The sequence below is a fragment of the Arthrobacter sp. UYCu511 genome (assembly GCF_040547105.1).
GTDB classification, from domain to species: Bacteria; Actinomycetota; Actinomycetes; order Actinomycetales; family Micrococcaceae; genus Specibacter; species Specibacter psychrochitiniphilus.
In genome coordinates this window covers 245,859-267,481 of record NZ_JBEPPB010000005.1, presented here as the reverse complement: position 1 = coordinate 267,481, position 21,623 = coordinate 245,859, and the positions used below count along the sequence as shown (strand labels likewise).

At 59.1% G+C, this 21,623-nt stretch carries 21 protein-coding genes and 1 tRNA gene; 12 read left to right on the top strand and 10 right to left on the bottom strand.

All coding sequences use genetic code 11. The features are described 5' to 3' along the window. Window positions 1-51: 51 nt before the first annotated feature. Window positions 52-687 (bottom strand): DUF2461 domain-containing protein, encoded by a 636-nt coding sequence (locus ABIB48_RS09790; protein WP_354212860.1) that lies wholly within the window; start codon window positions 685-687, stop codon window positions 52-54. A gap of 152 nt (window positions 688-839) precedes the next feature. Here ABIB48_RS09790 and ABIB48_RS09785 point away from each other — a divergent pair, with 152 nt between their 5' ends. Then, window positions 840-1,304: a Fur family transcriptional regulator gene (locus ABIB48_RS09785; RefSeq protein ID WP_179442483.1), complete on the top strand. Its 465-nt coding sequence runs from the start codon at window positions 840-842 to the stop codon at window positions 1,302-1,304. Window positions 1,305-1,309: 5 nt separating this feature from the next. After that, window positions 1,310-2,776 carry a catalase gene (locus tag ABIB48_RS09780; protein ID WP_110105465.1) on the top strand — a complete coding sequence of 489 codons (1,467 nt, stop codon included), beginning with the start codon at window positions 1,310-1,312 and terminating at the stop codon, window positions 2,774-2,776. 224 nt (window positions 2,777-3,000) lie between these two features. Here ABIB48_RS09780 and ABIB48_RS09775 read toward each other — a convergent pair whose 3' ends face one another. Then, window positions 3,001-3,387 (bottom strand): ankyrin repeat domain-containing protein, encoded by a 387-nt coding sequence (locus ABIB48_RS09775; protein ID WP_110105466.1) that lies wholly within the window; start codon window positions 3,385-3,387, stop codon window positions 3,001-3,003. A 116-nt stretch (window positions 3,388-3,503) separates the two neighbouring features. After that, window positions 3,504-4,355, bottom strand: a complete 852-nt coding sequence (locus tag ABIB48_RS09770; RefSeq protein WP_354212859.1) for a hypothetical protein — start codon at window positions 4,353-4,355, stop codon at window positions 3,504-3,506. Between the two features lie 67 nt (window positions 4,356-4,422). On the opposite strand from ABIB48_RS09770, the gene ABIB48_RS09765 reads away from it, so the two are divergent. From ABIB48_RS09765 to ABIB48_RS09745, 5 genes are all read left to right on the top strand, one after another. Then, window positions 4,423-5,709: an MFS transporter gene (locus tag ABIB48_RS09765; protein ID WP_110105468.1), complete on the top strand. Its 1,287-nt coding sequence runs from the start codon at window positions 4,423-4,425 to the stop codon at window positions 5,707-5,709. Window positions 5,710-5,804: 95 nt separating this feature from the next. After that, window positions 5,805-6,500, top strand: coding sequence for a histidine phosphatase family protein (locus tag ABIB48_RS09760; RefSeq protein WP_110105469.1), 696 nt, complete (start codon window positions 5,805-5,807; stop codon window positions 6,498-6,500). Continuing rightward, window positions 6,487-7,845, top strand: a complete 1,359-nt coding sequence (locus ABIB48_RS09755) for a sensor histidine kinase (RefSeq protein ID WP_354212858.1) — start codon at window positions 6,487-6,489, stop codon at window positions 7,843-7,845. The genes ABIB48_RS09760 and ABIB48_RS09755 overlap by 14 nt, the downstream gene beginning before the upstream one ends. Further along, entirely contained in the window at window positions 7,842-8,696 is an 855-nt protein-coding gene (locus ABIB48_RS09750) for a response regulator (RefSeq protein WP_354212857.1), read from the top strand. Before ABIB48_RS09755 ends, ABIB48_RS09750 begins: the two co-directional genes overlap by 4 nt. A 361-nt stretch (window positions 8,697-9,057) precedes the next feature. Beyond that, entirely contained in the window at window positions 9,058-12,489 is a 3,432-nt protein-coding gene (locus ABIB48_RS09745) for a M66 family metalloprotease (protein WP_354212856.1), read from the top strand. Between the two features lie 112 nt (window positions 12,490-12,601). Here ABIB48_RS09745 and ABIB48_RS09740 read toward each other — a convergent pair whose 3' ends face one another. Then, the gene (locus tag ABIB48_RS09740; protein ID WP_354212855.1) at window positions 12,602-13,378 is read right to left on the bottom strand and encodes a VOC family protein; all 777 of its coding nucleotides are present in this window, start codon (window positions 13,376-13,378) and stop codon (window positions 12,602-12,604) included. 182 nt (window positions 13,379-13,560) lie between these two features. Further along, window positions 13,561-14,049, bottom strand: a complete 489-nt coding sequence (locus tag ABIB48_RS09735) for a YajQ family cyclic di-GMP-binding protein (RefSeq protein WP_110105474.1) — start codon at window positions 14,047-14,049, stop codon at window positions 13,561-13,563. A gap of 304 nt (window positions 14,050-14,353) precedes the next feature. Here ABIB48_RS09735 and ABIB48_RS09730 point away from each other — a divergent pair, with 304 nt between their 5' ends. From ABIB48_RS09730 to ABIB48_RS09715, 4 genes are all read left to right on the top strand, one after another. Then, on the top strand, window positions 14,354-14,743 hold the full coding sequence (locus ABIB48_RS09730) for a hypothetical protein (protein WP_110105475.1): 390 nt from the start codon (window positions 14,354-14,356) through the stop codon (window positions 14,741-14,743). 165 nt (window positions 14,744-14,908) lie between these two features. Next, a tRNA-Tyr gene (locus tag ABIB48_RS09725) sits at window positions 14,909-14,993 on the top strand. An 83-nt stretch (window positions 14,994-15,076) separates the two neighbouring features. Next, window positions 15,077-15,853: a hypothetical protein gene (locus ABIB48_RS09720; RefSeq protein WP_146213002.1), complete on the top strand. Its 777-nt coding sequence runs from the start codon at window positions 15,077-15,079 to the stop codon at window positions 15,851-15,853. A gap of 198 nt (window positions 15,854-16,051) precedes the next feature. Then, complete coding sequence (locus tag ABIB48_RS09715; protein WP_354212854.1) at window positions 16,052-16,630, top strand: sunset domain-containing protein; 579 nt, start codon at window positions 16,052-16,054, stop codon at window positions 16,628-16,630. A 52-nt stretch (window positions 16,631-16,682) separates the two neighbouring features. Here the strand turns inward: ABIB48_RS09715 and ABIB48_RS09710 are convergent, their stop codons facing one another. After that, window positions 16,683-16,949: a hypothetical protein gene (locus tag ABIB48_RS09710; protein WP_354212853.1), complete on the bottom strand. Its 267-nt coding sequence runs from the start codon at window positions 16,947-16,949 to the stop codon at window positions 16,683-16,685. Between the two features lie 227 nt (window positions 16,950-17,176). Here ABIB48_RS09710 and ABIB48_RS09705 point away from each other — a divergent pair, with 227 nt between their 5' ends. Then, window positions 17,177-17,557 carry a thioredoxin family protein gene (locus tag ABIB48_RS09705; protein WP_110105479.1) on the top strand — a complete coding sequence of 127 codons (381 nt, stop codon included), beginning with the start codon at window positions 17,177-17,179 and terminating at the stop codon, window positions 17,555-17,557. A gap of 64 nt (window positions 17,558-17,621) precedes the next feature. Here the strand turns inward: ABIB48_RS09705 and ABIB48_RS09700 are convergent, their stop codons facing one another. From ABIB48_RS09700 to ABIB48_RS09685, 4 genes are all read right to left on the bottom strand, one after another. Beyond that, window positions 17,622-17,900 carry a putative quinol monooxygenase gene (locus tag ABIB48_RS09700; protein ID WP_110105480.1) on the bottom strand — a complete coding sequence of 93 codons (279 nt, stop codon included), beginning with the start codon at window positions 17,898-17,900 and terminating at the stop codon, window positions 17,622-17,624. Window positions 17,901-17,998: 98 nt separating this feature from the next. Then, on the bottom strand, window positions 17,999-18,952 hold the full coding sequence (locus tag ABIB48_RS09695) for a DNA-3-methyladenine glycosylase family protein (RefSeq protein WP_354212852.1): 954 nt from the start codon (window positions 18,950-18,952) through the stop codon (window positions 17,999-18,001). A 153-nt stretch (window positions 18,953-19,105) separates the two neighbouring features. Beyond that, window positions 19,106-20,335 carry an SLC13 family permease gene (locus ABIB48_RS09690; protein ID WP_315915222.1) on the bottom strand — a complete coding sequence of 410 codons (1,230 nt, stop codon included), beginning with the start codon at window positions 20,333-20,335 and terminating at the stop codon, window positions 19,106-19,108. Window positions 20,336-20,573: 238 nt separating this feature from the next. Next, window positions 20,574-21,539, bottom strand: a complete 966-nt coding sequence (locus tag ABIB48_RS09685; protein WP_110105482.1) for a LysR family transcriptional regulator — start codon at window positions 21,537-21,539, stop codon at window positions 20,574-20,576. Between the last annotated feature and the right edge of the window lie 84 nt (window positions 21,540-21,623).

The window sequence follows — 21,623 nt, the reverse complement described above, 5'->3', positions numbered from 1 at the left end:
GGGAGCGCCGGAAACAGTGGGCGTCGAAGAGCCGGAGCTCGGGGTAATCGTCTAAGGTGCGGCATGGCGGACCACCCAGTCAATGAGAGGCCGGAGCTGTTCCAAATACTCGGTAATGCGTTCTGCTGCTCCGTTGTTTTCTAGCCATTCGGGCTGACCAAGATCCAGCGTGGCGTTGAGGCTCTTGTGCTGCAGTAGTCCAGGACGGGGATGGTCCTTGGGGAAGCCTCGGGGCACAGTTTTCAGTTTTTGACCTCCAATTGTGAAACCGGCTGCCACTAACTGCTCAACGATCCCCACGAGGCTCGTGCCGCTGGCCGAGGCATCCACGGCTGCCCGGTACCGGGAGAGTTGGGCCGCAGAGGCAGAAGTGTAGCCGCCAGCCAAGGTCAGCCCCGAGGAGCTGAGATGGAGGTAGTACCCCACGTCTTCAAAGTGTGAGAGGAACATGCCTTGGGCGGTTTTATAAGGCTCTTTAGTGCGTGAAAACCTCATGTCCTGATGCGGGCGGAAGATCCTACCGGGCCCAAACCTAGGTTCCAGAGACCTGCTAAGCGCCAACAGCGGTGCCAGCACATCGGCGTCGTACTTGTCTTTGTTCTCAAGCCACCACTGAGCGTTGTTGTTACTTTCCAACGCGGCATAAAAACCAAGCGCGGCCTCGGGGATTCCGGTGAAAGTGTCCATGGTTTGAGCGTAGGGAGGCAGCGGTGCCAGTGCCAGAGCAGGACCGTAGGGCGTGGATAGCTCGCCACCTAGCGGCACCTGTGAGGGATTAGATCCAACACCTTAGGTCGGCCTAACTGGACTGAGTCCAGAACAGAGAGCATGATTGACACATGGTCACCAAAGAGCAGTCGGAAGAGATGTTACGGGCAGCGTCGCTGCGTGTGACTCGAGTCCGCCTCGCTGTTTTGGAAGCAGTCAGCTCCAATCCGCATGCCGATGCCGACACCATTATTGGTGAAGTTCGGAATGAATTGGGCAGTGTTTCCAAACAGGCCGTCTATGACGTCTTGGCAGTTCTGGTGGAGACAAACCTGGTGCACCGCATTGAACCAGCAGGGTCACCGGCACGTTTTGAAACGCGGGTGGGGGATAACCACCACCACGTTGTGTGCCGATCCTGTGGGGACATCGCCGATGTCGACTGCGCTGTTGGCCACGCACCTTGTTTGCACGCCTCCAATAACCATGGTTTCAGCATTGATGAAGCCGAGGTCATCTATTGGGGCACTTGTCCGGACTGCGCAAGTAAACGACTTCGCATTGAAAACGATCTCACGAGTACTAGGAGTGAATAGCAAAAATGACTATTGAAAATACCGCGCCACTGACAACTGCCGCAGGCGCGCCGGTTGCCAACAACCAAGACAGCCTCACCGCCGGCCCCCGCGGTCCCTTGCTGCTGCAGGACGTTTGGTTCCTTGAGAAGCTGGCCCACTTCAGCCGCGAGGTCATCCCGGAGCGTCGCATGCACGCCAAGGGTTCAGGCGCCTTCGGTACCTTCACGGTCACCAATGACATCTCCAAGTACTCCAAGGCGAGCATCTTCTCCGAGGTTGGCAAGCAGACTGAAATGTTCGCTCGCTTCTCCACCGTTGCCGGTGAGCGTGGCGCTGCCGATGCTGAGCGTGACATCCGCGGCTTCTCGCTGAAGTTCTACACGGACGAGGGAAACTGGGACCTGGTGGGCAACAACACCCCCGTGTTCTTCTTCCGCGATCCCCTGAAGTTCCCTGACCTGAACCGCGCCGTCAAGCGCGATCCGCGCACCAACATGCGCAGCGCCGAGAATAACTGGGATTTCTGGACCAACCTGCCCGAGTCCTTGCACCAGGTCACGATCGTCATGTCCGAGCGCGGCATCCCGGCTAGCTACCGCCACATGCACGGCTTCGGCTCGCACACCTTCTCCCTGATCAACGCCGAAGGCGAGCGATTCTGGGTCAAGTTCCACCACATCACCCAGCAGGGCATCAAGAACCTGACGGATGAAGAAGCCGGTGCGCTGGTTGCTGCCGACCGCGAGTCCAGCCAGCGCGACCTCTTCGACTCGATCGAGAACGGTGACTTCCCCAAGTGGAAGCTCATGGTTCAGATCATGCCTGAAGCCGATGCAGAGACCTACAAGTACCACCCGTTTGACCTCACCAAGGTCTGGTCCAAGAAGGACTACCCGCTGATCGAGGTCGGCGAGTGGGAACTGAACCGCAACGCTGAGAACTACCACGCCGATGTTGAGCAGGCAGCCTTCGCTCCGGCCAACGTTGTCCCCGGCATTAGCTTCTCCCCGGACCGCATGCTCCAGGGCCGTCTGTTCTCCTACGGTGACGCACAGCGCTACCGCCTCGGTGTGAATCACCACCAGATCCCCGTAAACGCACCGAAGAACGCCACGGCCAACACATACCACCGTGACGGTCAGGGCCGTGTAGATGGTAACCAGGGCCGCACCCCCGGCATCGAGCCGAACTCCTACGGCCGCTGGCCGGAACAGCCCGCATATGCCGATCCCGCACAGGCTATCGGCGCTACCGCAGACCGCTTCAACTTCCGCGAAGATGATGCCAACTACTTCGAGCAGCCCGGTATTTTGTTCCGCGAGAAGATGAACGAAGAGCAGCGCCAGGTGCTCTTCGAGAACACCGCCCGCGCCATCGACGGTGCCTCACAGGCCACCATCGAGCGCCACATCTACAACTGCACCCAGGCCGATCCGGCTTACGGTGAGGGTGTTCGCAAGGCAATCGAAGCCCACCAGGCTTCCAAGTAACACCTGCATAAAGCACCACAGCGGCATCTACCATTCGCATTCAGCGGAAGGTAGGTGCCGCTGTTGTTAGTTAACGGGAGGGGCTACCCCGTTGATCGAGCTTGTCCCTCTTCGGGTTCCGGCGGTTTTCGCGCCCGTTCCCCACAAATGCGCCCTGTAGACCGGGCGCAGATTTGGGAGGCGGGCGCGGTTTATGTGAAGGGGTGGGGACGGGGCGCGGCTGGTTAGCCCAGGAGGTGTTCGCGGCCGAACATTGCGGCGGTGGCGCGTGCCGAGGGGGTTCCGGCGTCGAGGTCTGCACCGGCGGATACTAAAAGGCCCACCACGGCGTCCTCGCCCTTGAACAAGGCGCCTGCCAGTGGTGATTGATCACGATTATTGCGGATGTCTACGTTGGCACCGCGGCCAATCAGCAAGGACACCGTCTCGCTGGCGCCTTTATATGCTGCCAGCATCAACAAAGTGTTGCCGTCCGGGTCTTGGACATCAATGGAGAGTCCATGGTCAAGGAATTCGGCCAGTTCAGCATTTTTGCCCTCACGGGCCAGGTCCATGGCGATGGATATCAGCTGTGCAGTCTGTTCTTCGTTGAAGGAAGGGTTGTTGGTCATTTATCCACAATATGCGATGAACCCCTGATCTTCCCCAGCAATAAGAGACGACAATTTTAAGACGCAACGGGGGGAACTCGTAGCCCTGTTAAGACATGCCGGTTAAGACATGGTGGTTATGGCATGTCTGTTGGAAGCTCAAGTCCGCCGCGGGTGACGAATTCAGAAAGCAGCGAAGGTGCGCCACCATGCTGGCGGCCAAAGAGGTGGATGGTTGATGGTGCGGGCGAGCTCCACACATCCGTGGCCCAGAAGGTCATGCCTTGAAAAGGTGGCTGTGAGTTGGTTCCCAGCCCTGTCATGGTCTCTGCCAAGACCACTAAGGAGTCCGGACCTAAAGTGTCTAATGGCCCAGCGCTGAAGCGAGGTACCGCCGTCCAGTGCCCTCCGCGAAAGGGCAGACCAGGACCAGGATGGGCCGGTTCCACGTGAAAGGGTCGCTCCGCCCAGCCTTCCGGCTCCCATGAGTGAGCCGCCTCAGATAGTGATTCATTGGCAAGGGGGGCATGAGTCAGCACGCTCGGGGACTCAACGGGGGCAGCTGGGGGCGCTTGGAGCCGGCCATCGCGCCAGTCCCGGAGCTGGTCATCAAGTTCGCGGTTATTGCTGACAGCGGACCGTTCATGGGCGGGCAGGGCCAGTACGGCAGAGGCAGCCCGGCTTCCCGGCCACGCGAAGAAGGTGTGCAGCGTAGGGGTGGAAGTTTCCGCCAGTGGTTCGCCAATGGCGTTGCCCACCGGCTGCCAATTCAAAGACAGGTGCAGTTGGGCGGCAGTTGCGCCGGTGAGTTCGGTTAGTGCGCGGCGCAAATGCCCATAACAGTGCAGTAAATCTGTGGCAGATTGGTGATCAAAGGGTATGGCCGGGTCATTTAGACGCAGCAGAAAGTGTCCGGGTGTCAGGGCGAATTTGGGCCGGCGAATGCCCCAAATTGTTGACGCAAGCAATTGTTCCCGTGCTGTTGGCACCTGGCCTCCCTGACCATAGGCATGTACAGAAAGCGTAGCCCAGCTACGGCGGGGATAAGCTGAACCCGTGCCAAAACTCCTTGCGGACATTACTCCGTTGCGTGAAAGCCGCCCGTTTCTGCGGCTATGGATCGGCAACGGCCTCTCCTCAATTGGTACGCAGTTGACAGTGGTTGCCGTCAGCCTCGAGGTGTACAACCTCACCGGATCCACTCTCGCTGTGGGGATGCTGGGACTGGTGGCATTGGTCCCTCTCGTGATTGCCGGGCTCTACGGAGGAGCCGTGGCCGATACCCATGACCGCCGCAAAGTGGCGCTGGCCTCTTCTACCGTGTTGTGGCTGGTGACGATCGGCATTGCCGCTCAGGCATGGCTGGGGCTGGGCAATGTGGGCCTACTGTACGGGTTCATTGCTATCCAATCGGCCGCGGCAGGGATGAATGGGGCTGCCCGCAGTGCCATTGTCCCGCGCCTGGTGCGGTTGGAACTCCTGCCCGCCGCCAACGCGTTGAGCATGATCGTGATGGGTTTGGGAACCACGGTGGGTCCCTTATTGGCGGGGGTGCTGGTAGCCAATGTGGGGTACGCCTGGACCTATTCAGTGGATGTGTTGACTTTCACCGCCTCCTTGTGGGCCCTGTTCCGGCTCCCTCCATTGCCTCCGCTGCCCCTGGCGGATGGTGGCACCGTGCAGCGAGCCGGAGTGCGGTCCGTCCTAGAAGGGTTTTCCTTTCTGGGCAGCCGAAAGAATGTGCGCATGACATTTTTGGTGGACATGTGCGCCATGGTCTTTGCCCTGCCCCGTGCACTATTACCGGCTATCGGAGCAGTGTGGCTAGGCGGCGCAGACCAGACCGCGGGCCTGCTGCTGGCGGCCATTGCCGCCGGCTCTTTCTTGGCAGCCCTGTTCTCCGGACCGTTAGGGCACGTACGCCGTCAAGGGTTAGCGGTGGTGTGGTCCATCACCGTCTGGGGCGGGGCGGTGGCGTGCTTAGGCGGTGCTGTTTTGGCGGGAGGGCACACGCACGACGGCGTCATCTCGCCTTGGCTTGTTGCCGCTGTGGCGGCGCTGGTGGTGGCCGGTGTAGCTGACTCCGTCAGTTCGGTTTTTCGATCCACTATTTTGCAAGCCGCCACACCCGATCACTTGCGAGGCCGGCTGCAAGGAATTTTTGTTGTGGTGGTGACGGGCGGGCCGCGCATGGGTGATGTATTCTCGGGGGCCACCGGATCCGCACTAGGCGAGGGATGGGCGGCAGTCATGGGTGGTCTGCTGTGCATCATAACCGTGTGGTTGCTGGCTATTTGGCAGCCCGGATTTGTCCGTTACGACGCCCGCCACCCAGAACCCTGAACTAGCTGCGCTAAGAGTTCCACAGTGAGTTCCGCTGAGAGCCGCACGCCTTCGCGGGGGAGAACTCAGTGCAGCAATTAGGACAGAATAGGAACATGCGACTGATTTTGATTAGGCACGGACAAACTCCCAACAATGTGCGCAGCCTGCTAGACACTGCTGTTCCTGGGCCTGGCCTGACACAGCTGGGGGAGCTGCAGGCGGCAGCCGTTCCGGAGGCGGTGGCCAAACACAATATTGACGCCCTCTACATTTCCAATCTGACCCGTACGGCCCTGACAGCGGCCCCGCTCGCTGCAGTTCGGCGCCTCTCCCCGGTGGTGCGTGACGGGTTGCGGGAAATCAGTGCGGGAAACCTGGAAATGAAGGGTGACAAGGCGTCGGTTGAAGCGTATCTGAGTGCTCTGAAGTCTTGGTTGAGCGGAGATCTCTCCGTCCGGATGCCCGGCGCAGACACCGGCTTTGATGTTCTTGAGCGCTTCGACGCAGTGGTTGAGGAAGCGGCAGCAGCTCACCAGAGCGTTGCCATGGTCAGCCACGGTGCCATGATTCGTTTTTGGGCAGGGCACCGCGGTGTGAACTTGGATTGGTCAGACCCCAAATATTACGATCTTTCCAACACGGGCATAGTCACGCTGGACGGTGAACCAACGGGCAGCACCGCTCCTGGCGGATGGCGGCTTGCGTCCTGGCACGGCGCACCGGCAGGCGGCCTGAACGGCTTGGATACTGACGGACCCACTGCTGAACTCACCACGGAGAATATAGACGCCGGGCATGAAAACAACTAAGAACTCTGATCCGGCCAAGATTTCCGCGAACAAGCACGCAACTGGGCCAGTAGCAACAGCTCATCAGGCGGGCTCCGGCACGGAAGCGCTCACACCCTTTAACACGGTGAACCTTTGGCGGATGCGGGGGATCAGCTGGGTGTGGCTAGGAACTGCGGTTATCTGTATAGCCCTGCTTGCTGTTGGAGCGCCGCTGAACAGAAGTTTGTACCACATGGCGCTGCCCTTCGCGCTGGGCATGGCCATCTTGCATTCGGCTTCGCTGGGATTGACTGCGGCACGTCCGGTGGCTGGTGTCATTGTGTCGCTGGTGCCCATGATTGTTATGCCCTTGGTGTCCAACCCGGTGGGTGCAACACCCATGCCTTTTAGCGTGGTTGCCATGATCACCCAAGTCTTGGTGATTGTTGTTGCCGGGTTGCGCACGCATTGGATGGTTGCCTCGGCCGCGTGGCTGGCCAGCGTGGGCGTGGGTGTCATTTCCAACTATCTGACCATGCCCCTTAGCCAGTCAGAAGGTGCCCAAAACAATGTGGTCATCTTCGCTGGGGTATCCGGTGGACTTATGGTGGCCGCCGTAGTTGCCCAGCAATGGCAGCATCTGGGTACGGAGCTGGCCGCTGAGCGCACAGTCAGTGCTGATGAACAGTCCCGGCGACGGCTGGCTGAAGAACGTACACGCATAGCCCGGGAACTTCATGATGTGGTGGCGCACGGGATGTCTGTTGTGGTGGTGCAGGCAACTACGGCCAGCTACCGGCACCCCGGGCTCAGCGACGAACTCAAGCAAGAATTTGATGATATCGCGGCGAATTCCCGGCGTGCCATGACCGAAATGCGCAGCATGCTTGGTTCACTGCGTAACTCTGAAGCGGGCCGCGTCCTGGGGCCCCAACCCACACTCTCGGACCTACCTCAACTCTTCGCATCGGTGAGGTCCGCAGGAATTCAGATCGCTGAACCTGAGCTTTCTGACGTGGAAACTTATGACATTGGTGAAGTCATCGCCTTAACTGCCTACAGAATTGTGCAGGAAGCGCTGAGCAACGTCATCAGGCACGCTCCCGGGGCCAGCGTAAAAACAAATTTCGTGGTGAAGGGTGGTGCGCTGCTAATTTCCGTAGTCAACTCGAGCTCGGATGTAGGGGCAGTCATGGCGCAGCTGGATAAAGGCGGCCATGTGGGTCAGGGGTTGATTGGAATGCGAGAACGGGCTGACATTGTGGGTGGCTCTGTTACGTGCCTACCAACACCCGCCGGCGGCTTCTCCGTCACAGCAAAACTCCCCTTGAGCGCCGCGGGTGCCAAGGGCACAAACAGCAGCAAGGGAAACGCACAGCCATGACCATCAGGGTGTTAGTAGTAGATGACCAAGCCATGGTCCGAGAAGGATTTGCCGCTCTGCTCGGTGCTCAGGATGATATTGCTGTGGTGGGCCAGGCCGAGAACGGCGCCATTGCCGTGGAGATGGCGGCCATCCACCGCCCCGATGTTGTTCTGATGGACGTGCGCATGCCCGTCATGGACGGCTTAGAAGCTGCGCGCAGGATCCTGGCCGATGCCAGCCCGGCTAGGCTCGGTGATCCCGCCGCCCTCGGTGATCCCACCGCGGCCCACGATCCCGCCGCGGCCGGGCCTGGCCCAGATGGCACAGATATCTCCAGTGCTCCGGCCGGGCCTGGCCCAGATGGCACAGATATCTCCAGTGCTCCGGCCGGGCCTGGCCCAGATGGCACAGATATCTCCAGCGCTCCGGCCGGGGTGACGCATGTGTTGATGCTGACAACCTTTGATGTGGATGACTACGTCTACGATGCGCTCCGGCTGGGGGCCAGCGGCTTTCTTCTCAAGGATGCGCTCGCGGAGGAGTTGGTGGCTGCTGTGCGCATTGTGGCCTCCGGGGAGGCGCTGCTGGCACCATCAGTGACGAAGCGTTTGATTGAGCAATTCGCGCTCTCACGTGCCCGGCCACAGCTCTCCCGGGAACGTCTTGACGGGCTCACCGAACGGGAACTCGAGGTGATGACATTGTTGGGGCGAGGATGGTCCAATCAGGAAATAGCTGCCGAACTTTTCATTGCACAACAAACAGTCAAAACCCATGTCAGTAAGATCCTGGCCAAACTTGAGCTCAGGGACCGGGTGCAAGCGGTAGTGCTGGCCTATGACACTGGCTTGGTGCAACCCGGGAGTTGAGGCAGCGGCTCTCACCGTAGAACCCGAACAGGCTACCGGCGTGCCCTGTCCTTTTGGGTAATTTGGCGCTGCAGATAGGCCAAAAGGTTCAATAGCTTTGTTATGCATAACTAAATTCGAAATTTTGCTCGCAGTGACCTTTCTAAGGTGTTACTTTCTTCACAGCCGCTGAGTAGTCAGCAGCTGTGGGCGGTGTCCTTGCGCCCGCGATAGAGGCCATGTCCTTCCTTGGACGGTGTGCCTTCGGGCCACAACTTTCTACGCCGGGTGCAATGCCGGAAGGCATTGAGCACCCCTGACACCTAGGAACTCAGTGAAGAGAACCTCGCCATCTAATGGCACTAAGCGAAAAATTTCAGCAGTGGCCGGAGCGGTCCTGGCTGTGGCGGTTGTAACGGGAGGAGCCATTACAGTTCCAGCCGTGGGGGCGCCGTCCATCCCACTTGACGCATCCGCTTCTGTACTCGCCGCCGGAACGGCGGAGCTGAACATCAGTGGCATCACCGTCACCGGCCAGCTAGGTGATGTCACCCGTGATGTCCTTCGCAACCCTTACGCGGTGGGGGAGCAGATTCCCTACCATTTCAAGGTCAAAAACAACCGGGCCCAGAGTGCAACAGTGGTGCCCATTTCCGGCAAATTTGTCCCATTCATCCCCGCCCATGGTGCTGGAAACTGCCGTTGGATGAACCTGAACGCAGGGGCAGAGTATGCCTGTAAAGCCCCCAAACATACCGTGACGGAAGCGGACCTTGCCGCCGGATTCTTTGCCGCGGCAACAACATGGCAGGTTGGTTCTGAAACCAAGGAACTGGCCAGCCCGCCCGTTGCCCTGAGAGCAGGTGTGCCAACAAAGGTGGGCGCGCTGAGTATTTCTGGCACTCCCAGCGATCCGCAACGTGACACTGCGGCAAATCCGTATGAGGTAGGTGAGGCACTTTCCTACAGCTTCACCGTTACCAACACGGGCGCCACAGCAGTAGACGCCGTTCCGGAATCCGGCGCATTCACCCCCTTCACCGGATCTGACGGCGCAGAGAATTGCCGTCGGCTCAACCTTGCTGCCGGTGCCGGCTACACGTGCACCACGCCCCAGCACACCGTGACGCAGGAAGAACGCGATGCAGGCTACTTCCTGCCGCGAACCACCTGGAGTGCCGGTGGAATGCAAGAAACAATTGCAACAGACCCCGTCAAACTGGGAACACCACTGGCGGACCCCTTCGCCGGCTATCTTGATGGTCCCGGCCCCGACAAGGGGGTGGGCTTCCATGATGTGGACAAGAATGGGGCACCGAGAGCTATCCGCAATGACCTCTCTGCGGGTGAGCTCGCGGGCATGGTGGAATTCGCGCAAACCCACACCATCAACCCTGCCGGCAATGACGCCGTGGACATGCCTGATCTTGTCGCAGAACGTGCGGCCCTGCTGCTGTTCACCCCTTCCGCGGCAACTACCAAGGTCAGCGTCACGGCGAAGATCAAGGGCGTTGCCGCGGGCCAGTTTGAGATGAAAAAACCTGAGGAACTACCGGATACAGACGCCACTTTTCCAGCCAATCGCCTCGCAGTCGTCTACTCAAAGCGTGCCTGGAGCGTGGAACTGCCGTGGAATGTGGTTCGCCCCGGGCTTGAACTGACGTTCAGCAACGCCAACAGCGCAACCGGGACCCTGCCGGCGTCGAACATCACCATGGCACCGGCCACGGAACTGGTCATCAACAATATTGAGTTGGGCATGCTGACAACCCCCAATATGAATGGGGATCATGCGTTTATCAACCAGCCGGCGCAATCGGCTGCGGACTATTTCCAGACCGTCCCTGTCTCAAAGTTGATCATGGCGAAGTATGAGAGTGTGCAGTTGGAGAAGGTGATCGTGGCCAATGGCAACATATATACGCCGGAAAGCCCGTCTGTCACCACGGGGGACGTCTATTCGGGGGATATGCGCGAAAGTGTGGGCAAGGCTCAGGTTTCCACAGGCATTAACCTAGCGAACTTTGGCATGACATCCGCTCTCATGAACCAGAACCAGCCGGGCCTGTTCAACCAGCGGATCATCCACCACTCGGCGGGACTGTACGCCAATGGACGGGCCGAACATGGGCTGTCCGGCGGCAACGGCATGGCTACCATCTATTCCTCCAGCGGCAACGAACTCAGCCACGAGTTGGGGCATTCCTACGGGTTGGGTCACTACCCCGGGCAGAATGGGTCCCTGCCAGGGGATGCGGCAACCATCAACGCCACACACCATGCTGATTCGGGCTGGGGATGGAATGCCTACCGTGATGCCATGCGCACAAATCTGCAGATGGGAACGTACCGGCCGGAGGGCGTGGACCTGAACGGTCTGGCATTCAAACAGACCTTCGGGGGCTCCTACAACTATTTGGTGGATGCCATGTCCGGTGGGTGGGTTGAATCAAACTACTCGAAGTACACCTTCCACACCGGCTACAGTGCCGATCGTATTCAGGAATACTTGACCTCCGTGGTTCCTGACCTGTCCTACCCCAGCGGCTACCGGGCCTGGGATGCCGGGGCTCAGGGCTATGTTGATGCGAAGGCGGCCAACGCCTCCTTTAACTACCTGCGGCCAAAGGCTACGGGTGTGCCCGTGGTGACATTGCTGGGCGGCTATGTGCCGGCCAATCCTGCCAAGGCTGTTTTGTACCCGGCTTTCCGCTCCAACTGGGGTAACACCTTTGACTACCCGGCCCCGGCTCAGAACGCACCCGCAACCACCCGGGTTTGCTGGATGGATGTGGACTTTCAGGACGGAACGGCCAAGACATTTGCACTCAGTGGGGGTATGGCAGGGGCTTCGGCCACAACGGCACTGCAATTCAATATCAACATTGCCCAGGCTGATAAGCCCACTGGCGCTGACTTGTTCTGCAAGACCGACGGCGTGAGCCGCCAGTACGGCAACCACATAGAGATTGCCACTGATTTGCCGGCCATGCCTGCTGCCGTGACCATTGGCCAGGACGCTGGTTACACAGCGGTGCGTGAGGCCGAGCTGCCGGCTCTGCAAACTGAGTTGGAAGGATTGGCCGGCAGCGATCTGCCCCGGCTAAGTGCCGCAGCCACCGTTACCCTCAACACGTGGAAGGCGGACCTGACGGAGCTAAGCCCCGTAGCAAAGGCCGTTGCCGAGAAGATCCTGGCCAGTGGCACGGCGGCAAAAAATGCTGACAAGTTCCTGCGCTACTACGCAGACACACTCGGTACGGTGGCTACACAGAACCGTTTCAAGGAGCTCTTGCACAGCACCGGGCTGGTCCCGGAGGCGGGCACTGCGGTGATTCCCGCCGGTGCAGGGATCAAGGTCGACGCCGGCAACAGCGGAATCGCTGCTGGCTACTGCCTAAAGCTTTACACCAACGCTGACGGTTCGCTGGAAGCCCGGGTGCCCACAGCATCCACGGTCAGCACCGAATGTGCCGGGGCGAGCAATGAGAAGTGGGTCATGGATGCCCGCGGGGCGGTACATAACGCAGCCCGGCCCGATCTGTGCCTGACCAGCAGAAACCCCAGCAGGCCCACCAACTGTGATGCCACGAGCGTGGCGCAACAGTGGGTTTATCAGGCTGATGGGCATTTGAACTCGGTGGCGTCCCCTGGCAATTCACTCGATTTGAACAGGGACTCCCGTCTGCCGATCCTCTACCAGAACAATGGTGGCGGGAACCAGAAATGGGTGGGCCTGAGCAAAAGCGGTGTACCCGCGCTGGCCTTACTTGATGCCTCATCCTTGAAGGTGTTGGGCGGCTTGGGGCTCTAACTTTCCGCCGCGCAACGGGCCCGCAGTAACCGTTGAGAATCTACGATTTCTAGTGAATTCTCAACGGTTACTGTGGGCCATCTTGTTTTTACCCGGATCAGCTTTGACAGGATCAGCTCAGTGGCTGGACCAGCTTGAACATGGCACCGGTGCAATCGGTGAGCCCGGCAATCCTTCCAAAGGGGGAGTCCTCGGCCGGATTAACTATGGTGCCACCCAAGGAAAGGGCCAGCGCGATGGCGGCATCGGCGTTGTCCGTCTGGAAGTACACGTGCCAGCTTGACGGGACCTCATCCGGGAGGAAGCCCGAGGCGTCCATAATGCCGGCAAGGGGCTGCTCACCGCTGACGATGTTGGTATAGCGAAATTCGGGGGTATCGCTCATGACGGAGGTCTGCACGCCAAAAATATCGCGGTAGAACGCTACAGCGGCGGGGTAGTCCTTGCTGTGCAGTTCATGCCAAGCCGCAGCGCCAGCAACTTCGTGGGCCTGAAAGCCCGTGTGCCCGCCAAACTCCCACAGCCCGATCGACGCTCCCGAGGGGTCACCGAGCATAGCCATTTTCCCCTGCTCCGGCACGTCCATGGCTTCCATATAGATCAGTGCGCCAGCGTTCTTGGCGGCATCCATGGTTGCTCCAATGTCATCCACGCGCAGGTAGGTGGCCCACATATCGGGGTAGCCCTCGCCGTCCTCGCGGCTCTGCATGAGGCCGGCAACGCTCCTGCCATCCTTGAAGGCCGTGGCGTAGCCGCCGTACTTTTCTTCATCCCCCACCTCGTAGCTCCAGCCGAACAAAGCGGTATAGAAATCTCTCGACCTGGCGATGTCTGAGGTCATCAAATCAATCCAGCACGGCGCTCCTGCGGGGAACCTTTGAGGGTTCATGGCGACTCCAAACGTCGGTTGATCTTGTGAGGTTACCCGAACACTATGCCTGACCCGTCATGCGGGCAAGGGAAAAAGCGCTCACCGTCTGAAAGTTTTCCGCAGATTTGCGGAGAGTTTAGCGATGAGCGCTTTTTAGTGCAACCGTGCTTTAAGCGGTGGCCGCAGAGGGGGAGTTCGGCTTAGCGCATGTTGACGAACTGCAGGTCCGCGTCCTCGAACTTGCGCAGCATTGCCATGACTTCCTGAAGATCATCACGGCTCTTTGAGCTCACCCGCAGTTCATCGCCCTGAATGGTGGACTTGACACCCTTGGGCCCTTCGTCGCGGATCAGCTTGTTGATCTTCTTGGCAATGTCTTGGGCAATGCCTTCCTTGATCTCGGCTTCCAGACGGTACTCCTTACCGGAGGCGTAGGGCTCGCCGGCGTCAAGGGACTTCAAGGAGATGCCGCGCTTGATCAGCTTGGACTCGAAGACATCCATGACGGCCATGACGCGCTCTTCGGAGTTGGCCTTGATCATAATTTTCTCGCCGCTAAAATCGATTTCGGCACCGACGCCCTTGAAGTCATAGCGCTGCACTACTTCCTTCTGGGACTGGTGCAAGGCGTTGGCGACCTCTTGCTTGTCGACCTTGCTGACGACGTCGAACGTTGACTCACTGGCCATGATTCCTCCGCATACCTAAAAAGCTGAATGGTTGATTTGAATCTAAGCCTAGCGCCCGAGGGGCCCAAAGCGTACGAAGTGGGGTTTGGGAGGGCGGTGGGCGCTAGCGCCCGAGGGGCCCAAAGCGTACGAAGTGGGGTTTGGGAGGGCGGTGGGCGCTAGCGCCCGAGGGGCCCAAAGCGTACGAAGTGGGGTTTGGGAGGGCGGTGGGCGCTCACAGTGTCCTTCAAGGGTTTGTTGGGTATGTGCACATTTGTTCTAGGCAAACTGGAAGTTGTTGAGAGAACCAGCATCAGGAGGATCCATGGCCACGGTTGGAAACGCGATTCCGGTTGCCGGCGCAGACGGCAGTGCAAAGGCCGGTATGAACGTGGATGCAAACGTGGGCAGGGGTGCTGTGGCGCATCGTTCTGGCACCAAACCTGCAGCGGGCCGGAAGAAGACTGTGGGGACCGCCGTCGCGGCCGTCACGTTAGCTGCAGTGACTGTCTTGAGTGGTCCGGCCCTTGTTGGTGGATCTATGGCAGCTTTTGAACCGGGCAGCATTATCGGCTCACCGCCCAATTCTGCGTCCTCGAGGATCGCCGGTGTTCACGAAGACATGGCCAGGGCGGTCCAGTTGCAACAGCTGACCCCCGAACAGGCCGCCTTCATGGAGAGCCAATTGGTCAAGAGGATCCATGGCGACGCCTGACAGTGCACTGAGAGTAGGCAGAAGCGCGTAATTTTAGGAAATTTTGACCAATTTTGGTGATTTGGCACTCTCGATTCGATTCTTGAGCAAATTCCTTGTATTGTTTTACTGCTTCCACTTCTTGGGAGCGAAAGTCAGACCTGTTGTTTGGGTATGGCTGGCCTTGGCAGATTACCCGAGTGGCCAAAGGGGGCTGACTGTAAATCAGCTGGCAACGCCTTCACTGGTTCGAATCCAGTATCTGCCACCAAACGGGAAACCCGGAACATCGCACTGAGTGCGAGGTTCCGGGTTTTTTGCTGTTGTACGTCGCGGGCGAACTACAGTTAAGTCATGGAATACGTCGTGCCCTTGATCATCTTGTTAGTTGTTGTCATTGTTGTGGTTGTGGGTGCCCGGCTCATAGGAAGCCGAAGCCGGCCAGAGCAGGACTCCACGCTGAACGGATCCTCGGCAGAGCCTAGCGCCAAGGGGCCCGCCGCCAAGGATCCCGGCGTCAAGAAAACGAGGCATGGGCGCGATATCACCCGAGAGGATGCGCAGGAAGCCAGTGCGCGGCTGACTCCGGAGACTCACCGGCGTGTGTACTCGTTGATAGCCCAGCACCAAGTACTCAATGCGGTGAAGGAATATCGCAAGGCAACGCGCACCGGACTCGGAGAAGCCGCGGCTGCCGTTGCGGCCCTGGCTCAATTCCCACAGCCTACTCCTGAACCAGCTTCCAAAGACCAAGGAATAATCAACCAGGCTCCAAGCCCCACTGCAACGGGAGGACCGCTGACCGTGGCGGACATCATCAACGCTGGACCGGCGGCTGAGGACCCCATGGAGGCGCCTAAACCTGACAGTCCCTCCGGGGAACTGGCCGCGGACTTACAAATGAAGCCGGCTGCCGCCAAGGGCCAATACCGCTACCGGGCCATCGTCTCCCAAGGCGATGAGGTGCGGGAGGTGGCCAGTACCCGGCTCAACGCGGAGATTTATGCTCAGATTCGCCAGTTGGCGCTCTCCGGAAATTACGACGGCGCAGCCCACCTTCTGCGGGACCACGCAGAAATCGGGGTGACGGACGCTCAAGAGTTTGTCTCTATGATCAGTCCGGAAGACTAGGCTCAAGCACACAGCTGCAGCCTGAGCCGTGCGGCCACGGCCGTCATATTCTCGTCAGGTGCTACAAACCTCTCAAAGTCTCGATATGCTTCGCCAGTCAACTTTGTGTCCGGATGGTGAGTCCGGCTAGTGCCCTTGGGGGAGTGCTTGAACTTTTCTATGCGCCTCGGCTCGCGTAAGCCGCGTTATTTTCTGATTGTGATTTTTGCGGTCTTAGCCTTGTTGCTTCCTTTGCTGGTGGCTCCTACCTCTGCTCAGGCTGCCGCCTCTACTGCCACTCGCATTACCAAATTTGTGGTGGGGCCAGCCACCGTGACCAAAGGGAAAACACTCAGCTATTCCGGCCAAGTGCAGCAGGCCAAGGGGAGCTCTTGGGCCAACACGGGCGCAATCACGGTCAAGATTTACTTCGATCCGGATGGTTCGGCGCCGAAGACTTTGGTGAGAACCTTGAAAACCAACTCAGCGGGTGCCTTCAAGGCGAGTGCTGCGGCGAGTGTTTCAGGCAAGTGGACTGCGCTGGTGCCCGCTCAGGGGCAATACAAGGCGTCATCCACAGGGGTAATAAACAACAAGGTTGTGGCTGCCGCCAAACCCACCTCATCCAAGCCATCCAGCAAGTGGAACTGCCCATCATGGGCGCCGATCAAGGGCAACGCACCCAGTAAGATCTACCACCTCAAGAATCAGAAGTTCTATACAAAGACCACGCCTGAGATCTGCTTCAGCACCGAGACTGCTGCCAAGAATGCCGGATACCGCAAGTCCAAAGTTTAGGACTGCGTGCTTGCTGGTTTTGCCTGCAGAATCACTGATGGAGCAGGCAGAATCAGTTTGACTGTTGGTCGTTTTCCAAAACGAAGCCGTCCTGATGGTGGATCAGCTGGCGGCCCATGCCGGAGTCCAGTTGGATCCATAGGCACTGGCGGTCGCTGGAAAGCGTCTCCACACGGCCTGCGAGGCGCCAGCCGCGGTTGTTGACAAGAGTTATTGGCTCATTGTGGGTCAGGGTCGGCCACACCTCGTTATTTTCGGGATCAATAAAAGCTCGGTGATGAAGTGGGCGTGTCATGGGATCTCCTGGTGTGAAAGTCATCGCTGCTTCCTTGTCTGCTAACTCAACATCGCCAGCCTGCGTGCTCAAGGTGAATTCTCTGTTAACTTGGTGTGTCTTTGCTCCTAAATTTCAGAGAATAAGGAGAGGTCTCCACTGTCTTTGTGCAGGCGGTCCGCACCATGGGCGCAGCAAAGGCGCAGGCGCCCTTCCTCACGCGGTGAGCGAAACCTTGGGCATGAGTGTGGGCTATCCCGTACGGTTAAGGCATGGCTACAGTTGAAATCACCACGGAAAATTTTGGTCCCACCATTGAAGGCAACGACATTGTGATTGTTGACTTCTGGGCTAGCTGGTGCCAGCCCTGCGTGCGCTTCGCACCGACCTTCGAGGCTGCTTCCGAGAAGCACAGCGACGTTGTGTTCGCCAAGGTAGACACCGAAGCCCAGCAGCAGCTTGCCGCAGAAGCAAATATCACCTCCATCCCGACGCTGATGGCGTTCCGTGAAAAGGTGCTGGTGTTTGCACAGCCCGGCGCCCTGAACGGAACACAGCTTGATTCTGTCATTGACGCCGTTAAGGCCCTTGACATGAGCGAAGTTCATGCAACTGTTGCCGCTAAGCAAGACGAATCCAGCGCCGCGGAGTAACTACCTCAAACGAGAAAGGGGGCACCTCACCGAAGTTGGTGTGGTGCCCCCTTTTCTTTTTTGTTTAGGATCGTTCCAGTTTCACGGGCTCAGCCAGCAGTGCGCTCAGGGATTCGTTGAGATCCTGCACAGCGATTCCCTTGCTGTGTTTGACGAGGTCCTCGTCTGAAGCCCACTGCTCTGTCAATACGATCTTTTCCTCGGAGTCCTCAGTGATTTCGTACTGGATGCAGCCGGCTTCTTCAACGACCTGCTCGATGGCGATCTCGAGGGCGAGCTTCACACGGAAGTACTCGTCCTCATTGGGAATGAAGGTGGCTTTTAGGTTGATAATCTCGCTCATAAAAACAGCCTAGGCGATCTTGCCTCAGGGAAGAGAAGCGGTTCCGCACTGTGAACCTCGCTTAGCCACCTGACAGGGTACCGTTCAGTGCCTGCGGTTCAGTGCCCGCGGTGGTCCTGGATGCTCATGCGTGGCCCTAAGGTTGGTTTGCGAAAGCCGCTCAGTTGCAGCATCCGCACCACGCGCTGGCGGTGACCTCGCCACGGTTCAAGCAATTCCAGCATCGTGGCGTCATCCACAGGTTTTCCCGCCAGCGCCCAGCCAACATAAGCGGCCAGATGGTAATCACCTACGGCTACATGGTCAGGAGATCCGTGGGTTCGTTGGGTGACTTCTGCCGCAGTCCACTGGCCAATTCCGGGGATGCTTTGCAACTTAATCCCCGCCTCGTCTGCGGGCAGCTGGCTCAACCGTTCCACGCCCGACGCCGAACGTAACACCCGCTGCACAGTTGCCGAACGCTGCGGTCCAACGCCCGCCTGATGCCATTCCCAAGAGGGGATGGCGGCCCATTGCTCCGGGGTGGGGGCAACCCTGAGATCAGCCGGGACATTTGGGTCAATACCCGCACCAGGAGCCGCAGAACCAAACTTTCGCAGTAGCGTGGAGTAGCCGCGCCGGGCTTCTAGGGCGGTGACTTTTTGTTCCAAAATAGCGGGTACCAAGGCATCAATCATCCGCCCGGTGGAAGGCAGGCGCACGGCCGGGTTGCGACGTCGTGCTTCTTTGACACGCGATGGCAGGGTGGCAGCAAACGTGGGGGAGTCAAACGCTGACCAGTCATCGTGGCGTCCCAGCAATGCGGCAGCCCCAGCCAAGGCATCCTCTGCCCCTGGGCCCCAGGCTCGGACGTGCAGTTCAGCGCCGTGCGTGGTGACGCCCAGCGTGGCTGCGCCAGCAGGGGTATTGAAGGCAAGCCACGCAGCGTGCGGTGTGAGCCGGACGGTGGTGTCGCCTGGGCCGCGGGCCAGGATGCCTAGCGTCTGCGGCAGGGAGTACGGGCCAGCCACATCCCACACCCCAGGGGGTGCGGAGTCGGCTGGGGTTTTCATGATTCCATGGTTGCACGGGAGTCTGACAGCAGGGTGTGCTTCCCCAAAAACGCTCCCGCAGATTCGGGGTATTTTAAGACAACGCTGCTGCAGCAGTGCGGGAGGGTTTGTTAAAAAAATGAACTCGTTCTGCAGGAGCGTTGGTAGTGAGGGTCAGCCGGGCATTCCTGAGGAGAGCCACAAAGCCAATACTGCAGCGGGGATCAGCGGTAGCAACAGGACAGCGCCGGCCAGTGCGTACCCAGTCCAAGAAATGTTGATTCCCATCGATTTGAGCCTGCCGTGCCACAACAGGGTAGCCAATGAGGCCCAGGGCGAGACAAGCGGGCCTAGGTTAACGCCAATCAATACGGCAGCCAGCCGCACGGCGGAGCCGGCCGTTGGCTCAAGCGCCAGATACGCAGGGAGGTTGTTGAACCCGTTAGCGCTTGCCATTCCCAACCCGGCGAGTTGCAGCAGGCTCAGATAGTCATTTCCTGAGCCGGAGATGCGGGCTAAGGCTGCACCCAAGCCATGGTCGTGGAGGGCTGCAACCAGCATAAATAACCCCATCGTCAGCAGCAGAGGCTGGAACGGAATCATGCGCAAGCGCAAAGCAGAACGCCGTCGAAAAATAAACACGGCCACCAGGAAACACGCAGCAATACTGGCAGGGATAGCAACGGGAACGCCTGAGACTAGTGCTGGCAGCAGAAGTGCAACTGTTGCCCCGCTGATTAGCAGCAGTGGCTTGTCTGTCTCTGCAGGAATCTCGGGCGCGGTATACGAGCCTTTAAAATCCTTCCGAAACCAAACGAGTAGGAACGCCAACGGTGCCACAATACCAACCAGCGCCGGCGCCCACATCAACTGCAGAAATCCCGCTGGACCAATATCAAGTTGCTGACGGGCCAGCAAGTTGGTCAGGTTCGAGACAGGCAGAAAAAGCGAAGCCGTATTGGCCAGCCACACTGTTGTCAGTGCGAACGGCAACGGGTGAATACGGGCATGCCGGGCCAGCGTGACCACCACCGGGGTGACCAGCACGGCAGTTGTGTCCAGAGAGAGGAATACCGTACTCAATGCGGCCAAAACAACTACAAGCAGCCACAGTGTCATGACCCGGCCAGAGAGTGAGCGCTGCGCTTGTGATCGGCCACGGCCACGGCAGGTACCAAGGCGTGCCAACCAGGCGGTGATGATGCGAAACAGTCCAGCGTTATCGGCTAGCTCCGTGACAATAGTCATGGCCGCAACAAATAACAGGATTGGTACCGTGCGTTCGAAAAGCTCTCCTGCAGATCCCCGGCTCAGAGTCCCATTGGCAATCAGGATTAGCCCAGCGGTAAACAGGGCGGGCGGCACAATGGCGCTCGCCAGCTTTTTTATGACTGCGCCGGACATTCTCTAATGGTTGCACGGGGGTTGAACGTGAGGCGGGTGCAACGCCCTCTCGATATTGCCGGAGCGAGCTGTTCCGCCTTCTCAGCAAGATTCAACAAGACGCTGCAGAGCTCATTTGATGCAGGAGAGCTCGGGTATCCACTGCTGAGTCGACAAATTAGAACGAACCCTTGCACAGGAGTTGGGACGTAATGCGGCCCCTGCTAATTTGAAAAATACGGAGCCTGTCCCGTCTCGGTCAATCCAGCAGACGCCTTGGCTCAAGATAATGGGTAGTTTCCTCTTCACCGAGAGCTAGTGCGGTCTCGGTGAGAATTTCCCGGCACGCCATAATGGCTGGGCGCAGCCGGCTGGCCAGCCGGGCGGAGGTAAACACTGTGCGCCGTGGCAGATCCGGCAGATCCAGCAGAGTCAGTGCTGGCGGGCGTCCGGTCCACATAAGATCTGGCATGAGACCCACAGCATTCCCGGATTCGATGAGCCGGATCTGGGCTTGGAGATCGGCGGTTTCAAAGCGGACATCGGGCTCAAATCCGGCCTGCCGGCAGGTTTGCTCGGCCCAGTGGCGCGATGCGGCGCCGTGCGGTTCCATGACCCAGGGCAGGCGGGCCGTGTCTGCAATGCCTGTGATGGGCCCCGTGAGTAGGCGGGACATGCCTCCTGCAACCCCCTCGTGCGGCACGGCAAGGCGGATGGCATCGGTGGTGAGCGTGACGCGGTCCAGCTCGGGGTGGAGCGGGGCGGCGTGGCCGGGATATTGCTCCGCGACCACCAAGTCAAAGTCCCGCGCCCACGTCTCATACAGCGCCGTCTCGGGTTCGCGCTGAACCACTTCAAGGCGCACCTCCGGATAGGCCTGCGCCATGGCGGTGAGCATGTTCGGCAGCAGCGCCAGGGCTGCAGATTGAAACACGGCCAGCCTCACGGTCCCTGTCACGGTGGACAGGGACGCTGAGAGAAAAGCCTCGGCGCGTTCCAGAGTCTCCAATATTTCGGCGGTGTGTGCCACGAGAATCTCTGCCTGCGGGGTTAACTGCACGCGCCGGCCCACCTTGCGCAGCAATTTTGCCCCAGCTTCCTTCTCCAAGAGAGCCAACTGCTGGGAGACTGCGGACGGGCTGTACGCCAACGCCGCGGCAACGTCAGCGAGGGTTCCGCGAAGGTGCAATTCGCGCAGCATGCGCAGCCGTTTGAGGTCCAACACGGACGCCTCCAAATAGTTTAGTAGAAATGATTAATATTCATCATAAATCACCACTTTTGCTAAATGAACATTCGCTCCATACTG

Bases quoted from the DNA above. Each gene is read 5' to 3' on its own strand.
- ABIB48_RS09760 (WP_110105469.1), top strand. From the start codon at position 5,805: ATGCGACTGATTTTGATTAGGCACGGACAAACTCCCAACAATGTGCGC.
- ABIB48_RS09775 (WP_110105466.1), bottom strand. From the start codon at position 3,387: ATGACCAACAACCCTTCCTTCAACGAAGAACAGACTGCACAGCTGATA.
- ABIB48_RS09720 (WP_146213002.1), top strand. From the start codon at position 15,077: ATGGAATACGTCGTGCCCTTGATCATCTTGTTAGTTGTTGTCATTGTT.
- ABIB48_RS09740 (WP_354212855.1), bottom strand. From the start codon at position 13,378: ATGAACCCTCAAAGGTTCCCCGCAGGAGCGCCGTGCTGGATTGATTTG.
- ABIB48_RS09750 (WP_354212857.1), top strand. From the start codon at position 7,842: ATGACCATCAGGGTGTTAGTAGTAGATGACCAAGCCATGGTCCGAGAA.
- ABIB48_RS09700 (WP_110105480.1), bottom strand. From the start codon at position 17,900: ATGAGCGAGATTATCAACCTAAAAGCCACCTTCATTCCCAATGAGGAC.
- ABIB48_RS09710 (WP_354212853.1), bottom strand. From the start codon at position 16,949: ATGACTTTCACACCAGGAGATCCCATGACACGCCCACTTCATCACCGA.
- ABIB48_RS09730 (WP_110105475.1), top strand. From the start codon at position 14,354: ATGGCCACGGTTGGAAACGCGATTCCGGTTGCCGGCGCAGACGGCAGT.
- ABIB48_RS09735 (WP_110105474.1), bottom strand. From the start codon at position 14,049: ATGGCCAGTGAGTCAACGTTCGACGTCGTCAGCAAGGTCGACAAGCAA.
- ABIB48_RS09705 (WP_110105479.1), top strand. From the start codon at position 17,177: ATGGCTACAGTTGAAATCACCACGGAAAATTTTGGTCCCACCATTGAA.
- ABIB48_RS09790 (WP_354212860.1), bottom strand. From the start codon at position 687: ATGGACACTTTCACCGGAATCCCCGAGGCCGCGCTTGGTTTTTATGCC.
- ABIB48_RS09785 (WP_179442483.1), top strand. From the start codon at position 840: ATGGTCACCAAAGAGCAGTCGGAAGAGATGTTACGGGCAGCGTCGCTG.
- ABIB48_RS09780 (WP_110105465.1), top strand. From the start codon at position 1,310: ATGACTATTGAAAATACCGCGCCACTGACAACTGCCGCAGGCGCGCCG.
- ABIB48_RS09695 (WP_354212852.1), bottom strand. From the start codon at position 18,952: ATGAAAACCCCAGCCGACTCCGCACCCCCTGGGGTGTGGGATGTGGCT.
- ABIB48_RS09690 (WP_315915222.1), bottom strand. From the start codon at position 20,335: ATGTCCGGCGCAGTCATAAAAAAGCTGGCGAGCGCCATTGTGCCGCCC.
- ABIB48_RS09755 (WP_354212858.1), top strand. From the start codon at position 6,487: ATGAAAACAACTAAGAACTCTGATCCGGCCAAGATTTCCGCGAACAAG.